Below are 18,713 nucleotides of genomic sequence, written 5' to 3'. Positions count from 1 at the left end.
TCGTCCGCCGATCGGCCGGAAGTCGCCGAACCGAGGTGCGGGAGCTGTGGCGGGGCGCGCCGCTGGCCGGACTGCCCTCCGAGGTGGGCGGGTACGCCTTCGCGCAGCGGCTGCGCGAGGCCCGGCTGCTGCTTCTGGAGTGGCGCTACGACGCCGAGTTGGCACTGGGTGGCCCGCGGGTGCGTGAACTGGTGCCGGAGCTTGCCGCGTTGACCGGCGAGTATCCGCTTCGGGAGGTGTTCCACCGGCATCTGATGCTTGCCCTGTACCGCACCGGCCGACAGGCCGAGGCCCTGGCCGTCCACCGCGATCTGCGCACCCGTCTCGTGGGCCAACTCGGCGTCGAGCCGGGGCCGGGGGTGCGGGAGGCGCATGGGGAAGCGCTGCGGGAAGCTGTGGGGGAGGGCGGTTCGGCGCAGCCCCGTGAACCGGGTCCGTCGCCCGCCCAGTTGCCTCCGCCGCCACTCCACTTCGTCGGACGCACCGCCGTGCGCGATTCCCTGTGCCGCGTTCTCACGGCACCCGATGCGCATCCCACCGTCGTCATCAGCGGTATGGCCGGTGTCGGCAAGAGCGCGCTCGCGCTGCATGTCGCCCATCAGTTGGCGAAACGTTTCCCCGATGGGCAGCTCCACCTCGGCCTGCACGGCGCCACCCCGGGCATGACCCCCCTCACCCCCGGTCAGGCGCTCACCGCCCTGCTGCGTGACCTCGGCACCGAACCCCGCCGCATCCCGGACCACGTGGACGCGGCCTCCGCGTTGCTGCGCTCGCTGCTCGCGCCGACCCGGACGCTGCTGGTGCTGGACGACGCCGCGAGCGCCGCACAGGTACGGCCGCTGCTGCCGGGCGGCCCCGGATGCGGGGTGATCGTCACCAGCCGTTCGCCGCTGACCGCCCTCGACGGCGCGGCCCGGTTCCCACTCGCCCCGCTGTCGGACGAGGAAGGCGCCGAACTTCTGCGCGCCGCCTCGGACCGCGACGGCCTGGACGGCACGGACGCCACCCGTCTCCTCGTCCGGCTCACGGGCCGTCTCCCGCTGGCCCTGCGCGTCGTCGCCGCGCGGCTCGCCGCCCGCCGGGCCCTGACCCCCGACGTCCTCGCCGGGCAACTGGCCGCCGCCGACGGACGGTTGCACCACCTGGACTACGACGACCTGAGCGTCCGGCGCTCCCTGGCCGTCGCCTACGACGCGCTCGCCGCGTCCGAGCGCGAGGCCGACCGGGACGCGGCCCGCACCCTGCGCGGCATCGGCGCGCTCGACCTGCCCGCGTACGGCGCCCCTCTGCTCGCCCGCCTCACCGGCATCGGCGAAGCCCGCACCGAGGCCGCCCTGGATCGTCTGATCACTTGGCGTCCGCGTAGCACTCCACCACCGCCGTGGTGAACGGGAACCTGACCGGCGTCTCACCGAAGGTCAGACGCCCGGCCAGGGCCGCCGCCTCGCGGATCGCCGCGACGACCGCCTCCGTCTCCTCCTCGGGGCAGTGCACGATCACCTCGTCGTGCTGGAAGAAGACAAGCTCGGCCGCAAGCTCCGCGCAGCTCTTGCGCAGCGCGGCGAGCAGCAGCAGCGCCCAATCGGCGGCGCTGCCCTGGACGACGAAGTTCCGGGCGAAGCGGCCGCGGGCGCGGGCGTTGGTGGAGGCGTAGCCGGGCACCCACGGGGCGCCGGTGCCGGGCTGGTCGCCGTCCTCGGGGGCGACGGAGCCGGAGGGGATGCCGGCTTCCTCGGCCGCGTCGTCCGTCCCCCGGGCCGCGGGCGGGCAGGTCCGGCCGAGCCAGGTCCGCACGAGCCGGCCCTCCTCACCGGCCCGGGCCGCGTCGTCGACGTAGGCCACCGCTTGGGGGAAGCGGCGTCTGAGGGCGGCGAGGTTCTTCAGGCCGTCACCGGAGGTCTGGCCGTAGACCGCGCCGAGCACGGCGAGTTTGGCCTGGGCGCGGTCACCGGAGAAGGCGCGGTCGGAGACGGACTGGTACAGGTCGCTCTCGCGGCCGGCCACCTCCATCAGGCCCGGGTCGCGGGAGATCGCCGCGAGGACGCGCGGCTCCATCTGGTCGGCGTCGGCGACGACGAGCCGCCAGCCGGGGTCGGCGACCACCGCCCGCCGGATCACCTTGGGGATCTGGAGCCCGCCCCCGCCGTTGGTGACCCAGCGCCCGGTGACCGTGCCGCCCGCGAGGAACTCGGGCCGGAAGCGGCCCTCGCGGACCCAGTCCTGCAGCCAGGACCAGCCGTGGGCCACCCAGATGCGGTACAGCTTCTTGTACTCGATCAAGGGTTTCACGGCAGGGTGGTCGACCGATTCGAGCTCCCAACGGCGGGTCGAGGCGACCTTGACACCGGCCTGGGAGAAGGCCTTGACCACGTCGGCGGGCAGGTCGGGCCGGACCCGTCTGCCGAACGCGGCGGACACCTCGTCGGCCAGCTCGGCCAGCCGGCGTGGCTCGCCGCCGCCCGCGTAACGCTCGCCCAGCAGGTCGTGCAGCAGCGCGCGGTGCACCTCGGCGCTCCAGGGCAGCCCGGCGCGGTTCATCTCGGCGGCCACCAGCATGCCCGCCGACTCGGCGGCCGTCAGCAGCCGCATGCGATCGGGGTGCTCGGCGCTCTCGTGCCGCCGCTGCTGCTCGGCGTAGACCGCGAGGAGGTCCGGCAGGGGCAGCTGGACGCCCTGGGGCTCGAACAGGGAGGACTGGGAACCCGGCTCGGCGGAACGCTGCCGCGGATCGGGTGGTACAGGGCCGCCACGCAGCCGGGCCAGGGCGGCCGCGGCCGAGCGTGGTTCCCCGTACCGCCCCTCGTGGCCGAGGAGGAGGGTCTCGGCGGCCTCGATGTCGTAGCACCGCTCGGCTCGCACCCCCGCGGCGAGCAGGCGCGGGTAGACCTCGGCGGTGGACCGCCACACCCAGCGTGAGACACCGGGACGGCTCCGGACGGCCTCGGCGGGATCCGCCTCCCGCCGCACCGGGCCGGAGGGCAGCCCGTCCGGGCCGAGGGGGGCGATGTCCACGCCACCGTCCTCGGCCGGTGCGAGTGCCCACCGGTCGGCCATGCCGCGAGTGTGCCAGGGGGGTCTGACATCGCCGCTGATGCCTAGGTTCCGGTGGTCGTGGCCGGGGGTCCGGCCGACGCCCTGCCGGGCTGTCTTCCGCTGGTGACGCTCTGCCGGCGCAGGCCCCGTCAGGACTCGTCCAGCACCTGCTTCTGCGCCTGCACGATCTTCTCCAGCACCGCCGCGACGTACCGCTCCGTCCGCTCCTTGTCGACGCCGAGGCCGCTGAGGACGCCCTCGCCGTTCTCGTGCTCCAGCAGGGCGAGCAGGAGGTGTTCGGTGCCGATGTAATTGTGGCCCAGGCGCAGGGCCTCGCGGAAGGTGAGCTCCAGGACCTTCTTGGCCGCCTGGCCGTACGGCACCAGCTCCGGGACCTCGTCGACGGCGGGCGGGAGAGCCGCCGTCGCCGCCTCGCGGACGGCGTCGAGGGAGACGCCCTGATCGACGATCGCCTTCGCGGCGAGGCCCTCGGGCTCCGCCAGCAGTCCGAGGACGAGGTGCTCGGGCACGCCCTCGGCGTTGCGCGCGGCCTTGGACTCGTTGTGGGCGGTCATGACCACGTTCCGCGCGCGCACGGTGTAGCGGCTGAAGCCCTGGCTGGGGTCGAGATCGGCCGACTCCTTCGGCACGAACCGCTTCTGCGCGGCCTGCCGGGTGACGCCCATGCTCTTGCCGATGTCGGTCCAGGACGCGCCGGACCGCCGGGCCTGGTCGACGAAGTGGCCGATCAGGTGGTCGGCCACGTCGCCCAGGTGGTCCGCGGCGATCACCGCGTCCTGGAGCTGGTCCAGCGGCTCCTCGTGCACCTTCTTGATGGCCGCGATGAGGTCGTCGAGACGGATGGATGACGTGGTGTCGGGGTTCGTCATGTGTCAACCGTAGGTTGCGCCTCGCTGACTGTCAACCTCGGGTTGACAGTCGTCGGGGGTTCCGTTTCCTCCACGACGGCGTGGCACCATCGGCCCGTGAGTTCGTCCAGCACCGTCGACCGCGCCTTCGCGGCGGCCCTCTACGCGACCGGCGAGACGGCCCTCGACACCGGCGCGTCCCTGCTCGCCTCCGACCCGGCGGCGGACGCCGAACTCGCCCTGTGCGGGCAGGAGTTCGTGGCGGCGGCCTGGCGGCGCGGCTGGCAGCCGGCCGACGTCGTACGGATCGTCCGGCGCGAGCTGGACGGCGTGCACGTGCTGCTCGCCGCAGCGCTGATCCGCGCACAGGCACCCGCCGACGGGCCCCGGGGCCGCCGCTGGAACGCCCAGCTCGCGGACCTGCCCGCCGACGCCCCGCCCCGCACCGACCGCTTCTCGCACGCCACGGCCGTGCTGGAGCTGTACCGGCTGCTGCTGCGGCTGCCGACGCTGGAGGCGCTCGACGAGGCGCCCGGGGAGGCGCCCACCGAGTCCCGCATGCTCACCCGCATCCGCGCCCTGCTCGCCAAGGCGGAGGCGACCGGCTTCCCGGAGGAGGCCGAGGCGCTCAGTGCCAAGGCGCAGGAGCTGATGGCCCGGCACAGTGTCGACGAGGCGCTGCTCGCGGCGCGGGCGCCCTCGCCGCACACGCCCGGGGCCTGCCGGATCGGCGTCGAGCCGCCGTACGAGCAGGCCAAGGCGGTACTGCTGGACGCCGTCGCCGATGCCAACCACTGCCGGGCGGTGTGGAACGAGCCCTTCGGCTTCTCCACCGTCGTCGGCTTCGAAACCGACCTGGAGGCGGTCGAACTCCTCTACACCTCACTCCTCGTGCAGGCCACATCCGCGATGACCAAGGCGGAAGCCGCGCAGCGTACCGGTGGCCGCAAGCGCACCAAGACGTTCCGGCAGTCCTTCCTCGCGGCCTACGCCCACCGCATCGGCACCCGTCTGACAGCGGCCGCCGAGACCCAGGTGACCGACGACCTGCTCCCGGTCCTCGCCTCCCGCGGGGTGGCGGTCACCGGGCGGCTGGACCGGATGTTCCCGCAGACGACCACGACCCGGCTGCGCGGGGTGAGCGACGCGGCGGGCTGGACGGAGGGCGCGCAGGCGGCGGACCGGGCCCAGGTCCGGCACCGGCCGCCGCTGCGCTGATCTCCTCCGCGCCGGTCTTCTGTCAGTCGATCTTCCGTCAGTCGCCCGAGGTCTCGAAGCCGCTCACCGAGGCCTGCGTTCCCTCCGTCCGGGCGACCTCGCCGTACGTCCACTCCAGCTCGTGCGCCGTCCTGGTGTCGCCGGGCAGGGTGAAGGACGCCTTGTGCACGTCGAGGCTCTTCGCGGAGCCCGCCTCGCCCCGGACATAGGTGATCGTGAAGGACGTGGTGCCGTCCTTCGCCAGGGTCAGCGACTGGGCCTTCGCGCCCTCGTCCGGGGAGACGGACGTCGTGCCGTCCTCGAACATCAGATCCACGCCGGGGAAGCCCTTCAGCGTGCACTGAGCGCCCTTGTTGGTGAGCGTGACGGTGACGGTGCCGGTGTCGCCGGCGGCCGGGGCGGCGCCGGCGCCGACCTCCACGCCCATGTCGCCGAGCGCGCAGGCCGAGTCGCTCGGGCGGTCCGCGTTCTTGACGTCGTCGCCACCGGCCTTGTCGTCGCTGCAGCCGGTCAGCACAACCGTCGCGGCGAGGGCGGCGGCCAGGGTGAGGGTGAGGGGGTAGGTGCGCATGGGGTCCTCTGGGCGTGTCGAACGAAAGCGGCTCCGGGCCCCTGGATCATCACGCACGCGCCTGCCCCAGGGGCACGCACCCCCTACGATTCCCCCGAACGCCGGACGGGCGGCATCGCCCGCCGGCGGTCGCGGCCCGCCCATCAAAGGCCAGGGGGCCAGAGGCCAGATGTCAGCCGAGGCTCGCCGTCGGCAGGCCCGTCGGGAGTTTGCCGCCCTCCGCCTTCGTGTACGTCTCCGCGCCGAGGCCGCCCTCCCAGGTGACCTTCAAGCTGCTCCCGTTCACGGAGTCGACCGTGCCGGACGCCCGGTCCTTGGAACCGTCCGTGCACTTCAGGCGGATCATCCGCATCCCGGACTCCTCAGCCGCCGTGCCGCTGCACACGCTCCCGCCGGTGGCGAACAGCGCGGCCTGCTTGCCGGTGATCACCAGGGCCACGGCCTTGCCGCCGGTCGTCGCGAGCCAGCTGCCCTCCAGCTCGCCGGCCGGCCCACCGGAGCCGGTGTCGTCCGAGCCGCCGTCCGTTCCGGCGGACGCCGACAGGGACGGGGCCGGGCTGGAGGCCGAGTCGTCGCCCGAGTCGCCGCCGCTGCTGCACGCGGTCAGCGCGAGCGCGCCCGCCAGCCCCGCGGCGGCCGCCGCGACACGCACGGCGCCGGAGCGGCGCGAGAAGATCACCGATGACACTGCAAGCCCCCAAGCTGTAGCCGGCCGACCGGCCGGCCGGTTCAGGCGGCACTGGCCGGCCTCCTGGCCGGAACGATCGCAGCAAGCTACCAGGGCACGTCAAGGGCCCTCGGAAACGCCTCTTACCAGGACGACTTGCGCACGCCGGGCAGATAGCCCGCGTGCGCCTGCTCCCTCAGACCGACCCGGGACAGCCCGAACGCCCGGAAGTAGCCGCGCGGTCGGCCGTCCACCTGGTCGCGGTTGCGCACGCGCGTGGCACTCGCGTCGCGCGGCTGCCTGCGCAACTCCGCCTGCGCGGCTAGCCGCTCGGCCTCCGTCGACGAGGGTCGCCGGATGATCTCCTTCAGTTCGGCCCGCCGGGCGGCGTGACGCGCGACGATCTCCTGCCGCCTGTCGTTCTTCGCGATCTTGCTCTTCTTGGCCATCAGACCCTCACTCCCCGGGCGCGGATCCGGGCGACGGCCGCCTCGACCCCGATCGTGTCGACGGTCTTGATCCCCCTGACGCTCAGCCGGAGCCGGACGTGCCGGCCCTCGCTCGGCAGCCAGGAGCGCTTGGACTGGATGTTGGGGTCGAACCGGCGCGACGTGCGCCGGTGGGAGTGCGAGATGCGGTTGCCGAAGCCCGGGCCGGGTGCCGGTCGGCATGCGGTGCGCGGACATGGGGGTGACGTACCTCTCCGACCAGGCGATGGAAATGGAAGTCATTTTCAGTACTATGGCGGCATGGCACGCAACGAACTCCGGCCGGTCATCAAGCTCCGGTCCACCGCCGGGACCGGCTTCACCTACGTGACCCGCAAGAACCGCCGCAACGACCCGGACCGACTGACCCTGCGCAAGTTCGACCCCGTCGCCGGCCGCCACGTCGACTTCCGAGAGGAGCGCTGACCATGCGCAAGGGAATCCACCCGGAGTACGGCCCCGTCGTCTTCCGCGACCGTGCCGCGAACTACGCCTTCCTCACCCGCTCGACCATGACGAGTGAGAAGACGATCGAGTGGGAGGACGGCCGGACGTACCCGGTCGTGGACGTCGAGATCTCCGACGTCAGCCACCCCTTCTACACCGGCACGGCCCGCGTCCTGGACACCGCCGGCCGCGTGGAGCGCTTCGAGCGCCGGTACGGAAAGAAGGGCTGAGCCGGTGCCCGAGCTCCCCGTCGTGATCGTCGGCGGGCTGCACGCCGACGCCCGCAAGGCGGCCGTCGCACGGCTGCTCGCCGACGTGCCCGGCAGCGTCGTCCTCCACCACGACCTGTCGACGGCCGTCGCGGGCACGGTCGTACGGACCGTCAGGGACGCCTCCGGACTCCTCGACGCGGGGGAGGCGCCGCTCGTCAACGACTGCGCGTGCTGCGCCCTGCGCGAGGACCTGGTGCCGGAGCTGGAACGGCTGCGGGACGCCGGAGTCACCCGGCTCGCGGTCGTCGAGCTGTGGGACTCCGTCGAGCCCAAGGCCATGGCCGAGGTCGTCACGGCCGGCGGACTCACCGTCAGCGGCGTGATCACCGCCGTCGACCCGGCCCTGGTCCTGCCGTACCTCGGCAACGGCGACGACCTGGCCGACGGCGGTCTCGCCGCCGCCGCGACCGACCAGCGCACGGTCGCCGACACCTTCGCGCGTCAGCTGGAGTACGCCCCCGTCCTCGCGGTCGCCGATTCCCCGGAGGCCGACGACGAGGACCGCGAGCTGCTCGCGCAGTTGCATCCGACGGCCCGCCAGGCTCCGATCGGGCAAGAGGCCACCGAGGACCCCGCCGACGACGGTCTGACGGTGCCGACCCCACGCCGACGCCCGCTCTCGTCCCTGGCCCAGGCCGCCCTGGCCGGCTTCGACGTCGAGGCGGCCGCCGCCGCCCAGCACCCGGCCTGCGCCCTGCTGCCCGCCGAGGCCGACGCGCACGGCGTCTCCACCCTGGTCTGGAGCCGGCGCCGCCCGTTCCATCCGGAGCGGCTCTACGCCGCACTGGAGGACCTGACCTGCGCGGCCGCCCGCAGCCGCGGCCGGTTCTGGCTCGCCGACAAGCCCGACACGCTGTTCCACTGGGACGCGGCGGGCGGCGCCCTGTGCGTGGAGAGCGCGGGCCCGTGGCTGGCCTCCCTGCCGGACGCGGCCTGGGAGATGGTCCCGCCGGTGCGCCGCGCCGCCGCCGCACTGGACTGGCACCCCGAGCACGGTGACCGCGGCCAGCACCTCGTCTTCACCTCACCCGGCCTCGACCGGGACGGCCTGGAGCGACTGCTGGAGTCCTGCCTGCTCACCGATGCCGAGTACGCCGCCGGGCGCGATGCCTGGCAGCGACTGCCGCACGCCTTCGACACCCTCCTGGAGGTCTGACCCCATGCCGCGCAAGCCCGACCGCAAGCCCGTCAAGGACCGGCCCAACCCCCTGGACCAGGCCCGGATCACCTACATCGACTACAAGGACACCGAACTGCTGCGGAAGTTCATCTCCGACCGCGGCAAGATCCGCAGCCGTCGCGTCACCCGGGTGTCGTCCCAGCAGCAGCGGCAACTGGCCAAGGCCATCAAGAACGCACGCGAGATGGCCCTGCTGCCCTACTCCGCCCGCTGAACCCGCCCGGCCCCGGCGAGGCCCTCCGCGTCGGGCTGTCGAGATCGGCGAATATGCGCCGGGGCTTCCCTCTCGGGCGGCGGCTGCCAGGTGCGTGCGAGTGGCCCTTCCGCCCTGGTCGGCCGCCGAGCCCGCCCGGCCCCGGGGGAGGCTCTCCGCGCCCGACGGCCGGGGGCCTCCTGCTCATGCACGCACGCATGCATGCGTCCGGCCGGCCGTCGCGCCGAGCGGGGCCCGGACGACGTTGCGGGCGCCGAACCGCACCCCGTCGGCTGTCCGCCTGCGCCGGGCTCCGCGTCGGGCTGTCGAGACCGGCGAGTGCGCGCCGGGGCTCCCCGCCCGGGCGGCGGCCGGCACCCATGAGTGAGCAGCTCTGCTGCCCCCGTCGGCCGCCGAGCCCGTCCGGCCCGGGTGAGTTTCCCCACGCTTGACGGCCCGGAGACCTCTTGCCCGTGCGCCGACCGAGCCGGACGTCGCCGCCGGACGTCGGGCGGCGGAGGGCGATGGCGGGTGGCCGGGGCCGGGCTCTTGGCCGGTCGGGGCTGCCTCACGGAGGTCGTCCCCCCCGGGGCGAGCCGAGGAGCGCGCCGCCTGGTCGGACGGGCCGGGAGCCGCGCGCGTGTCCGGAGGTGGGCCGGGAGCCGCGTGCCTGTCCGGCGATGGGCCGAGCACGGCATGGGACGCGAAGAGGACCCGGACCTCCTGCGACAGGCCCATTTCTCGCCGTCCCCGCAGGCCGCGGCCGTCTTCCGGATGCGGGTCGGCCGATCGAACGGCCCTTCCCGGGCCCCGCGCCCCAGCTCCCGGTTCTCCGGCAGGGGCCCGGCGCGGCCCCGCGTCCGGCCGGTGAGCGGATGCTCCGCCTCCACGGAACCTCCGCCGAACCCACCGACCCGGCGCAGGCGTTCGGGAACGGGAGGTGGGGCCGAGCCGTCAAACAGTCAAGAACTTCGGTAAAGCGGTCGTCAAAGCTGTAACCAGGAGACCACCGCGCGTGCACGTGCATCTGCCCATGCAACTGCACGTGAACAGGGCTATGATCCGGGTCAGTTGACCACTGCATCAATGGCCACACCAGCCAGTGCACCACCGGGGAGCGACCTGTGGACCACGACGTGTACAACGGTATGGCGGCCGCCGGGCTGCACGGCGTGGCCTGGCAGAAGAGCCGGCACAGCAACTCGCAGGGGTCGTGCGTGGAGTTCGCCCGGTTGCCGGGCGGGGACGTGGCCGTCCGCAACTCACGCTTCCCCGACGGTCCCGCTCTGGTCTACACCCGTGCGGAGATCGAGGCGATGCTCCTGGGCGTGAAGGACGGCGAGTTCGACCACCTGGTGGGATGACGGCCCTGACTCCGGCAAGGCGGCCCCCGACGTCCGTCGCGCGGTGACGCGCGTAGAACCGCGGCGCGAAAAAGCGCCGCGGTTGCTCATTCCCCGTTCGGCCGTGAACCGGCCCGGGGCAGCCGGAACAGCGCCCACACCAGCTTGCCGTCGAGCGCGCCCGCCAGCGGGTGCCAGCCCCAGCTGTCGCTGAAGGAGTCGACGAGGAACAGTCCGCGGCCCGACTCGGCCGAGAAGTCGTCGGTCTCCCGGGCGACCGGACTGTCGTGACTGGGGTCGCGCACCGCGCACACCAGTCGCTCGGTCCACCGCATCAGGTGCAGCCGCACGGGAGGCTCCCGCCCGCTGACACACGCGCTGCCGGCCGGCAGGCCGTGTCGCAGGGCGTTGGTGACGAGCTCCGAGACCACCAGGCAGACGTCGTCGAACCGGTCGCCCAGGTCCCACTGGTCGAGGGTTCTGCGGGTGAACCGCCGCGCCTCGCGCACCGCTTCGTAGCGGGCGGGCAGAGCGCAGGAGGCGGCGTCGGACACGGCCGCGGGATCCAGCGGCGGAAGGCCCTGCCTTAACGGCTCGAGCATGGTCGATCCATTCGTCCCCATGCGAGGCACTCCCGGGAATTCGCGGTCGGTGCGATGCGGCGGTGGTGCGGCACCATGGTTTCGGATGCGTACAGCAGATGCAAGGGCAGATGCACGTGCACGTGACCGGAATGCGATGTCCCGTACCGCTTGTTGGCCAATTTTTCCGTCATCTTCGCGTCTCTCTCCGGTCGTTCACTTGCCTTCTTCTTGCTCCCGCGCGCGAGCGTCGACCGACTCGATTCCGTTTCCGTAACCGGACGAGTACTGCTCGGAGTGTTTTAGTGGCAGACTGCGGCCCTTGAAGACGTTGGGGAGGCTGGCGAACGTGAGCGCGGGAGAGCCGGGATCGGTGGTGCGGCGCATGCTGCTCGGATCACAACTCAGGCGACTGCGTGAGGCTCGGGGCATCACGCGCGAGGCGGCGGGCTACTCGATCCGCGCCTCCGAGTCGAAGATCAGCCGGATGGAGTTGGGCCGGGTGAGCTTCAAGACCAGAGACGTCGAGGACCTGCTGACCCTGTACGGCATCACCGACGAGCAGGAGCGCGCCTCCCTGCTGTCCCTGGCGAAAGAGGCCAATGTCGCGGGGTGGTGGCACAGTTACTCGGACGTGCTGCCCAGCTGGTTCCCGACCTACGTCGGCCTGGAGGGCGCCGCGTCCTTGATCCGGGCCTACGAGGTGCAGTTCGTGCACGGACTGCTGCAGACCGAGGCGTACGCCCACGCGGTGGTCCGGCGGGGCATGCAGGGGGCGAGCGAGGCCGACGTCGAGCGCCGCGTGGCGCTGCGCCTGGAGCGCCAGAAGTACCTCGTGGACGAGCGCGCGCCCGACTTCCACATCATCCTGGACGAGGCCGCCCTGCGCCGCCCGTACGGCGACCGCGAGGTGATGCGCGGCCAGCTCCAGCACCTCATCGAGATCTCCGAGCGGCCCAACGTACGGCTCCAGGTGGTGCCGTTCAGCCTCGGCGGCCACTCCGGCGAAAGTGGCGCGTTCACGATCCTCAGCTTCCCGGAGTCGGACCTGTCGGACGTCGTCTACCTGGAGCAGCTCACCAGCGCGCTGTACCTGGACAAGGCCGAGGACGTCGCCCAGTACGAGAAGGCCCTCAAGGAGCTGCAGAGCGACAGCCCGGGCCCCTCGGAGAGCCGGGACCTCCTGCGAGGACTCCTCCAGCTCTCCTGAAGGATCCCTCCTCTCCCGAAGGACCCCTCCAACTCGCCTCAAACGCAAGTACGATGACGCGTGATCAGATCGTGAAGGCGCGATCAGGGGTCTGCTTAGGGATCGAGGGATCACATTGTCGTCGTCCTGCTTCACCGACCTTGCACAGCAGTACATCGACGGTGAGTGGCGCCCGGGTACCGGTTCCTGGGACATCATCGACTTCAACCCGTACGACGACGAGAAGCTCGCGTCGATCACCATAGCCACGGTCGACGAGGTCGATCAGGCGTACCGGGCCGCCGCCCGTGCCCAGCGGCAGTGGGCCGCGACCAACCCCTACGCCCGCCGGGCGGTCTTCGAGAAGGCCCTGCGCCTGATCGAGGAGCGCGAGGCCGAGATCTCCGAGGCCATCATCGCCGAGCTCGGCGGCACGCGCCTGAAGGCCGCCTTCGAGCTGCACCTCGCCAAGGAGTTCCTGCGCGAGGCGGTCCATCTGGCGCTGGCCCCCGAGGGCCGGATCATCCCCTCGCCGGTGGAGGGCAAGGAGAACCGCGTCTACCGCGTGCCGGTCGGTGTCGTGGGCGTGATCAGCCCCTTCAACTTCCCCTTCCTGCTGTCGATCAAGTCCGTCGCCCCGGCGCTCGCGCTCGGCAACGCCGTGGTGCTCAAGCCGCACCAGAACACGCCCATCGTCGGCGGCTCCCTGGTCGCGAAGCTCTTCGAGGACGCGGGGCTGCCCGGCGGTCTGCTGAACGTCGTGATCACCGACATCGCGGAGATCGGCGACGCCTTCATCGAGCACCCGGTCCCCAAGGTCATCTCCTTCACCGGCTCCGACCAGGTCGGCCGGCACGTGGCGACGGTGTGCGCCCGGTCGTTCAAGCGCTGTGTCCTCGAACTGGGCGGCAACAGCGCGCTGGTGGTCCTCGACGACGCCGACGTCGACTACGCGGTCGACGCGGCCGTCTTCAGCCGGTACGTCCATCAGGGCCAGGTGTGCATGGCCGCCAACCGGATCCTCGTGGACCGGGCGGTCGCGGACGAGTTCACCGAGAAGTTCGTCGCCAAGGTGAGGACCCTCAAGGCGGGCGACCCGCGCGACCCGGAGACCGTCATCGGCCCGGTCATCAACTCCTCGCAGGCGGAGGCCGTCTCCGGTGTGGTCGAGCAGGCCCTCGCCGAGGGCGCCACGGCCCTGGTGCGCGGCGGGCGGACCGACAACCTCGTCGAGCCGTCCGTGCTGACCGGCGTCCCGGCCGACTCGGCGCTGCTCAGGCAGGAGGTCTTCGGCCCGGTCGCGTTCCTCGTCCCGTTCGACGGCGAGGAGGAGGCCGTACGCCTCGTCAACGACACCCCGTACGGGCTGAGCGGCGCCGTGCACACCGGGAACATCGAGCGCGGGGTGAACTTCGCCAAGCAGATCGACACGGGCATGTTCCACGTGAACGACGGCACGGTCCACGACGAGCCGATCGTCCCCTTCGGCGGCGAGAAGCACTCGGGCCTCGGCCGGCTCAACGGCGACACGATGCTGGACTCCTTCACCACCACCAAGTGGATCTCGGTGCAGCACGGCCGGAGCGGCTTCCCGTTCTAGAGGCGTGGCCGTGAGGCCATGAGGGCCGGTCGTGGGCCACTCGAGAAGTACTCGAAGGCATGTGGCCGGTGTCCGGAACTCGTTGCGTGCGGCGGGGCCGTCGCACATGCTCTAAGCGCGTCCGTCACGCCCACCGGAAACCGTCGGGCAGCTCAACTTCCCCTGTAACAAAGTGGTTTCAGGGGAAGCGATGCGCGATACTCAAATTTAAGTATCCGGTGGTACGGTGTGCCTCCCGACGGACGGAGTGAGTGCATGGACGAACAGAACGAGGTGCTCGACAGCCCGACCGGCTGGGTCGCCACGCATGTGCGCCGGTACGTATCCAGCGAGGGTGCGAGCGGGCACATCTGGTACGGGAAGCCGACACTGGTGCTGACCACACGGGGACGCAAGTCCGGAGCGCTGCGGCGTACCGGGCTGATCTACGGGGAGGACCAGGGGAATTACGTCGTCGTCGGGTCCAACGGCGGATCCGACCACCACCCCCACTGGTACCTGAACCTGCTGGCGGAGCCCCGGGTGTCGGTTCAGGTGGCGGCGGAGACGTTCGAGGCGGTCGCCAGGGAGGCGGAAGAGGGGGAGCGGGCGCGCCTGTGGGAGGCGATGACCGTGATCTTTCCGCAGTACAAGAGCTACCAGAAGAAGACCGACCGGAAGATCCCCGTCGTCGTGCTGGAGCCACAGGGGCCCAAACGAGGATGACGGGTGCCCGGCGCCTCCGGTGAGGAGGCGGCTACGGCGATGCTCGGGGGAGTGCGCGTCGGTCGGGGGCCCGGTTCGCCGGGTCCCGCGCGCGGACGGCAGGGGGCCGTGCCGTGAGGGGGGACGCGTCATCGTGCCGTTCCACCCGCTCGTTTCTCATCGAAGGGTTGGGTGTGTGCCATGGGCGGATTCAGTCGTCGCGGGTTTCTGAGAACGACGGGGGCCGGTGCCGCCGCGGTGGCCGTCACGGGGGCCGCGGCGACACCGGCCGAGGCGGCGCGGAGCAAAGCCGTGTGCGTGCCGGAGTCGTCGCTCACCACGGTCGCCGCCGCCGATCCCCGGTACGGCGAACTGGTCAGCAGGGGATTCAACGGCCGCTTCGTCGGGGCGCCGGAGCTCGTGCACGTGGTGCACACGCCCAAGCAGATCGACCAGGTGGTCACCGACGCCGTGGCGGCCGGCAAGCAGATCGCGGTCCGCAGCGGCGGGCACTGCTTCGAGAACTTCGCGGACCACCGTGACGTCCGTGTGCTCATCGACACCTCGCCGATGCGCGCGGTCTACTTCGACAAGGAGCACCGGGCGTTCGCGGTGCAGCCCGCCGCCACGCTGGGCGAGGTCTACCGCACGCTGTTCTACGACTGGGGTGTCACCCTGCCCGCCGGGGTCTGCCCCCAGGTCGGAGCCGGCGGGCACGTCGCCGGTGGCGGATACGGGCCGCTGACCCGTCGGGACGGAACCGTCGTCGACCATCTCCACGGTGTCGAGGTCGTCGTCGTCGGCGCCAACGGCAAGGCGCGCACCGTCACCGCCACCCGGGAGCCGGACGACCCCAACCACGATCTCTGGTGGGCGCACACCGGGGGCGGAGGCGGCAACTTCGGCATCGTCACCCGCTATCTGTTCCGTACGCCCGGCGCCTCGGGCGACGACCCCTCGGCCTTGCTGCCCAAGCCGCCCACCCGGCTCCGCTCCACCTTCGTGACGTGGTCCTGGGCCGACCTCGACCTCACCCGGTTCACCCGGCTCGTCACCAACTACAGCCGGTGGTACGAGGAGAACCACGCCGATCCCCGCTACGGCAGCCTCTACAGCACCCTGCACCTCAACACGCACGCGGTCGGCTCCGTGTCGCTGGAGGCACGCTTCGACGGTGGCCGCGCCGACGCCGCCGAACTGATCGAGCGCTACGTCGCCGCCGTCAACGCGGGCACCGGCCTCGAACCGACCGTCGAGCACCAGGACGACCTCTGGCTCCAGGCCACCCTCGGCGCACGCTTCGACACCGGCGGGTACGACCGGCACAAGTCCAAGAGCGCCTATCTCAGGCGGGCATGGTCCCCCGAGCGCATCGCGACCGTCCACAAGCACCTGACCGATCCCGCGTTCGACGGCTGGGGCGCCGTCGATCTCTACTCGTACGGGGGGAAGGTCAACACCGTGGCGCCCGGGGCCACCGCTCTGCCCCAACGGGACTCGATCCTCAAGGCGTGGTTCTCCGTCACCTGGATGGACCCGGACCTCGACGGCCGGCACCTGAACTGGATCCGCGAGCTGTACCGGGACGTCTTCCGCGACACCGGCGGGGTGCCCGTGCCGAACGACGAGCACGACGGCTGCTACATCAACTATCCCGACACCGACCTGGCCGACGAGCGCTGGAACACCTCCGGCGTGCCCTGGCACACCCTCTACTACAAGGACGGATACCGCCGCCTCCAGCAGGTCAAGGCGAAGTGGGACCCGCGCGGCGTCTTCCGCCACCCGCTCTCCGTCCGGCTCCCCTGATCCCCGGCTGAAAGGAAACCGTCACCGTGCGACCCGGCCGAGCCGTCGGTACACACATCACCCTGGGAGACGACCTCACCGTGGGCCGGCTCGGTTTCGGGGCGCTTCGGCTCACCGGTCCCCACCACTGGGGGCCGCCCGCCCGGCCGGACAAGGCCGCCGAGGTGGCACGGTGTGCGGTCGACCTCGGCGTCACGTTCATCGACACCGCCGACGTCTACGGACTCGGGGCCAACGAGGAACTGCTCGCCACGGCGCTCCACCCCTACCCGCCGGGCCTGGTCGTGTCCACCAAGGCGGGCGAGGTCCGGCCGAGCCCGCACCAGTGGCGAGTGCTCGGCCGGCCCGACTACCTGCGGCAGCAGGCCGAGCTGAGTCTGCGCCGGCTGCGGCTGGAGTGCGTCGAGCTCTTCCAGCTGCACCGGGTCGACCCGCAGGTGCCACTCGAGGACCAGGTGGGAGCGCTGAAACAGCTCCAGGACGAAGGCAAGATCCGGCACATCGGGCTCTCCGAGGTGACGGTGGAACAGATCGAGCAGGCCCGCGGGGTCGCGCGCATCGTGAGCGTGCAGAACAAGTACAACCTCTTCGACCGGCGGTACGAGAAGGAGCTGGCCCACTGCGAGCAGGAGGGCATCGCCTTCATCGCGTGGAAGCCGCTCGCCGGTACCGCCCGGCCGGCCCGCGACAGTGCCCTGGCCCGGGTCGCCGCGCAGGTGGGAGCGACGACGACGCAGGTGGCGCTCGCCTGGCTGCTGCACCGCTCGCCGGTCGTGATGCCGATCCCGGGCACGGCGTCGCTGTCCCACCTGCGGGCGAACATGGCGGCGGCGGACATCGCCCTCGACGGCGAGCAGGTGGCCCTGCTCGACGAGACGTGAGGAACCGGGCGACGAGCGGGCCGGGGGCCACCATCCCCGGCCCGGCCGTCCGCGGGGCGGGTCAGGCGCTCATCTCGTTCGCCACGGCCATGACGTACTCGCCGTACCCCGACCGCGACAGCTTCGCCCCGAGCCGGTGGCAGGCGTCGGCGTCGATGAAGCCCATGCGCAGGGCGACCTCCTCCAGGCAGGCGATCCGGACGCCCTGCCGGTCCTCCAGGGTCTGCACGTACTGACCGGCCTGGAGCAGCGACTGCGGGGTGCCGGCGTCGAGCCAGGCGAAGCCGCGGCCGAACGTGACGAGTTTGGCTCTGCCCTGTTCCAAGTAGGTCCGGTTGACGTCGGTGATTTCCAGTTCGCCGCGGGCTGAGGGGCGTATGTGACGAGCGATCTCCACGACGTCGTTGTCATAGAGGTAGAGACCGGTAATGGCGAGATTTGAGCGGGGCTTTTCGGGCTTCTCCGCCAGTGAGACGAGCCGGCCTGTTTCGTCCACCTCCCCCACGCCGTAGCGCTCGGGATCGGTGACCGGATATCCGAAGAGGACGCACCCGTCGATGTTCTGGGAGTGCGCCGCCAGGAGATCGTAGAAACCGTTTCCGTGGAAGATGTTGTCGCCGAGGACGAGGGCGACCGAGTCGCCGCCGATGTGGTCGGCCCCGGTGAGGAAGGCCTGCGCCAGCCCGTTGGGGACGGGCTGTTCGGCGTACGTCAGGGAGATCCCCAGGTGGCTGCCGTCGCCCAGCAGCCTGCGCAACTGGGGGATGTCGCCGGGCAGGGCGATGATGAGGATGTCCCGGACGTCGGCCAGCATCAGGGCCGAGAGAGGGTAGTAGATCAACGGCTTGTCGTTGACGGGAAGCAACTGCTTCGAAACAGCCAGGGTGATCGGGTGTAAACGGCTTCCATAGCCGCCCGCCAGCACAATTCCTTTCACTGGCTCCTCCTTTGTCTGGGCATTCTCAGTGACAGTAGGCCGGAAGCCTCCCGGCGGACAACAATCGTCTTGCCGATATTGACCGCGATACGAGGTGACGGCTCCGTGGTCACCTTCCGTTCGAGTCCGCTCGATCGGTTCTCGAGTCTGTTCCTTCCGAATCTGCATAGGGTGCACTTGGTGGCCGTAGTCGACCGCGGTGATGCATCATCCGACCGATAACCGACGTCGCCGGCCGGCACCGAAGGAGCGCGAGGAAACGACTGCAAGGGGAGGAAGAACCGTCGTGGCGGAACTGACGAGCGAGAAACTCTTTGCCATCCTGCGTGAGTGCGCGGGGGAAGAGGAGTCTGTGACCAGCGCGCAAAACGCAGTTGACATGGAATTCACCGACCTCGGGTACGACTCGCTGGCCCTCCTGGAGACCGCTGCCCGGGTCTCGAGCGAGTACGACGTCGACATCCCTGAAGAGGGGCTTTCCGAGGTGACGACCCCGGCCGGGTTTCTGGCCGTGGTCAACGGTCTTCTGAAAGTGGCCTGAATCGCTCTGTGGCGCTCGTCACACCCAGGTCGATTTGTTGATTGCGCAATCAGTTACGCGCATGCGCAGCAGGCGCTTGCTTTTCCGGCGAAACGCCGGACCCCCCGTGGGGAACTTGTGAACCGCCTGAGGCGTTGATGCTCGGTAGACCAGTAGCTTTCTGCGATCTATGGGGGAACGTCGTGAAGCTGGGTGTCTTAGGCCCGCTTT

The 18,713-nt window shown here is 71.3% G+C and carries 20 protein-coding genes and 2 pseudogenes; 13 read left to right on the top strand and 9 right to left on the bottom strand.

Annotated features, from left to right (window positions below):
- Positions 1 to 44 precede the first annotated feature (44 nt).
- Positions 45 to 1,349, top strand: a pseudogene (locus QNO09_RS00640) (AfsR/SARP family transcriptional regulator); the annotation flags it as partial.
- Here the strand turns inward: QNO09_RS00640 and QNO09_RS00635 are convergent.
- Complete coding sequence (locus tag QNO09_RS00635) at positions 1,348 to 3,054, bottom strand: bifunctional 3'-5' exonuclease/DNA polymerase (protein WP_283968007.1); 1,707 nt, start codon at positions 3,052 to 3,054, stop codon at positions 1,348 to 1,350. The pseudogene QNO09_RS00640 and the gene QNO09_RS00635 overlap by 2 nt on opposite strands.
- Before the next feature lie 128 nt (positions 3,055 to 3,182).
- Positions 3,183 to 3,923 (bottom strand): Clp protease N-terminal domain-containing protein, encoded by a 741-nt coding sequence (locus QNO09_RS00630; protein ID WP_283968006.1) that lies wholly within the window; start codon positions 3,921 to 3,923, stop codon positions 3,183 to 3,185.
- Positions 3,924 to 4,019: 96 nt separating this feature from the next.
- On the opposite strand from QNO09_RS00630, the gene QNO09_RS00625 reads away from it, so the two are divergent.
- Positions 4,020 to 5,120, top strand: a complete 1,101-nt coding sequence (locus QNO09_RS00625; protein WP_283968005.1) for a DUF2786 domain-containing protein — start codon at positions 4,020 to 4,022, stop codon at positions 5,118 to 5,120.
- 37 nt (positions 5,121 to 5,157) lie between these two features.
- On the opposite strand, the gene QNO09_RS00620 is transcribed toward QNO09_RS00625, so the two are convergent.
- The 4 genes and pseudogenes from QNO09_RS00620 to rpmB form a co-directional block, all read right to left on the bottom strand.
- Entirely contained in the window at positions 5,158 to 5,691 is a 534-nt protein-coding gene (locus QNO09_RS00620; protein WP_283968004.1) for a DUF4232 domain-containing protein, read from the bottom strand.
- 172 nt (positions 5,692 to 5,863) lie between these two features.
- The gene (locus tag QNO09_RS00615; RefSeq protein WP_283968003.1) at positions 5,864 to 6,370 is read right to left on the bottom strand and encodes a hypothetical protein; all 507 of its coding nucleotides are present in this window, start codon (positions 6,368 to 6,370) and stop codon (positions 5,864 to 5,866) included.
- Positions 6,371 to 6,501: 131 nt separating this feature from the next.
- The gene (gene rpsN, locus QNO09_RS00610) at positions 6,502 to 6,807 is read right to left on the bottom strand and encodes a 30S ribosomal protein S14 (RefSeq protein WP_283968002.1); all 306 of its coding nucleotides are present in this window, start codon (positions 6,805 to 6,807) and stop codon (positions 6,502 to 6,504) included.
- Positions 6,807 to 7,044: pseudogene (rpmB, locus tag QNO09_RS00605) on the bottom strand (50S ribosomal protein L28). The gene rpsN and the pseudogene rpmB overlap by 1 nt, the downstream one beginning before the upstream one ends.
- Positions 7,045 to 7,107: 63 nt before the next feature.
- Between rpmB and rpmG the strand changes: the two are divergent.
- From rpmG to QNO09_RS00580, 5 genes are all read left to right on the top strand, one after another.
- The gene (rpmG, locus tag QNO09_RS00600) at positions 7,108 to 7,272 is read left to right on the top strand and encodes a 50S ribosomal protein L33 (RefSeq protein ID WP_003991959.1); all 165 of its coding nucleotides are present in this window, start codon (positions 7,108 to 7,110) and stop codon (positions 7,270 to 7,272) included.
- Between the two features lie 2 nt (positions 7,273 to 7,274).
- A complete protein-coding gene (locus QNO09_RS00595; RefSeq protein WP_283968001.1) occupies positions 7,275 to 7,523 on the top strand; it encodes a type B 50S ribosomal protein L31 in 249 nt (82 codons plus the stop codon).
- Between the two features lie 4 nt (positions 7,524 to 7,527).
- Positions 7,528 to 8,721, top strand: coding sequence for a CobW family GTP-binding protein (locus QNO09_RS00590; RefSeq protein WP_283968000.1), 1,194 nt, complete (start codon positions 7,528 to 7,530; stop codon positions 8,719 to 8,721).
- A 4-nt stretch (positions 8,722 to 8,725) separates the two neighbouring features.
- Positions 8,726 to 8,959: a 30S ribosomal protein S18 gene (gene rpsR, locus QNO09_RS00585; RefSeq protein ID WP_283967999.1), complete on the top strand. Its 234-nt coding sequence runs from the start codon at positions 8,726 to 8,728 to the stop codon at positions 8,957 to 8,959.
- A 1,127-nt stretch (positions 8,960 to 10,086) separates the two neighbouring features.
- Positions 10,087 to 10,302: a DUF397 domain-containing protein gene (locus QNO09_RS00580; RefSeq protein ID WP_283968392.1), complete on the top strand. Its 216-nt coding sequence runs from the start codon at positions 10,087 to 10,089 to the stop codon at positions 10,300 to 10,302.
- Between the two features lie 86 nt (positions 10,303 to 10,388).
- On the opposite strand, the gene QNO09_RS00575 is transcribed toward QNO09_RS00580, so the two are convergent.
- Positions 10,389 to 10,904 carry an ATP-binding protein gene (locus tag QNO09_RS00575; RefSeq protein WP_283967998.1) on the bottom strand — a complete coding sequence of 172 codons (516 nt, stop codon included), beginning with the start codon at positions 10,902 to 10,904 and terminating at the stop codon, positions 10,389 to 10,391.
- A 174-nt stretch (positions 10,905 to 11,078) separates the two neighbouring features.
- Positions 11,079 to 11,249 carry a hypothetical protein gene (locus QNO09_RS00570; protein ID WP_283967997.1) on the bottom strand — a complete coding sequence of 57 codons (171 nt, stop codon included), beginning with the start codon at positions 11,247 to 11,249 and terminating at the stop codon, positions 11,079 to 11,081.
- On the opposite strand from QNO09_RS00570, the gene QNO09_RS00565 reads away from it, so the two are divergent.
- From QNO09_RS00565 to QNO09_RS00545, 5 genes are all read left to right on the top strand, one after another.
- Entirely contained in the window at positions 11,248 to 12,072 is an 825-nt protein-coding gene (locus QNO09_RS00565) for a Sco1979 family transcriptional regulator (protein WP_051715698.1), read from the top strand. The two genes, QNO09_RS00570 and QNO09_RS00565, sit on opposite strands and share 2 nt — an antisense overlap.
- Positions 12,073 to 12,187: 115 nt before the next feature.
- The gene (locus tag QNO09_RS00560) at positions 12,188 to 13,651 is read left to right on the top strand and encodes an aldehyde dehydrogenase family protein (protein WP_283967996.1); all 1,464 of its coding nucleotides are present in this window, start codon (positions 12,188 to 12,190) and stop codon (positions 13,649 to 13,651) included.
- A 255-nt stretch (positions 13,652 to 13,906) separates the two neighbouring features.
- Entirely contained in the window at positions 13,907 to 14,356 is a 450-nt protein-coding gene (locus QNO09_RS00555; protein ID WP_283967995.1) for a nitroreductase family deazaflavin-dependent oxidoreductase, read from the top strand.
- Positions 14,357 to 14,536: 180 nt separating this feature from the next.
- Positions 14,537 to 16,144, top strand: a complete 1,608-nt coding sequence (locus QNO09_RS00550; RefSeq protein ID WP_283967994.1) for an FAD-binding oxidoreductase — start codon at positions 14,537 to 14,539, stop codon at positions 16,142 to 16,144.
- Positions 16,145 to 16,170: 26 nt separating this feature from the next.
- Positions 16,171 to 17,025, top strand: coding sequence for an aldo/keto reductase (locus tag QNO09_RS00545; protein WP_283967993.1), 855 nt, complete (start codon positions 16,171 to 16,173; stop codon positions 17,023 to 17,025).
- A gap of 61 nt (positions 17,026 to 17,086) precedes the next feature.
- On the opposite strand, the gene rfbA is transcribed toward QNO09_RS00545, so the two are convergent.
- Positions 17,087 to 17,962 carry a glucose-1-phosphate thymidylyltransferase RfbA gene (gene rfbA, locus QNO09_RS00540; protein WP_283967992.1) on the bottom strand — a complete coding sequence of 292 codons (876 nt, stop codon included), beginning with the start codon at positions 17,960 to 17,962 and terminating at the stop codon, positions 17,087 to 17,089.
- 286 nt (positions 17,963 to 18,248) lie between these two features.
- Between rfbA and QNO09_RS00535 the strand changes: the two genes are divergently transcribed.
- Complete coding sequence (locus QNO09_RS00535; RefSeq protein ID WP_283967991.1) at positions 18,249 to 18,503, top strand: acyl carrier protein; 255 nt, start codon at positions 18,249 to 18,251, stop codon at positions 18,501 to 18,503.
- Positions 18,504 to 18,713 lie beyond the last annotated feature (210 nt).

This window comes from Streptomyces sp. 378 (assembly GCF_030124145.1).
Classification (GTDB): domain Bacteria; phylum Actinomycetota; class Actinomycetes; order Streptomycetales; family Streptomycetaceae; genus Streptomyces.
This window is presented reverse-complemented; position numbering and strand designations above follow the sequence as displayed.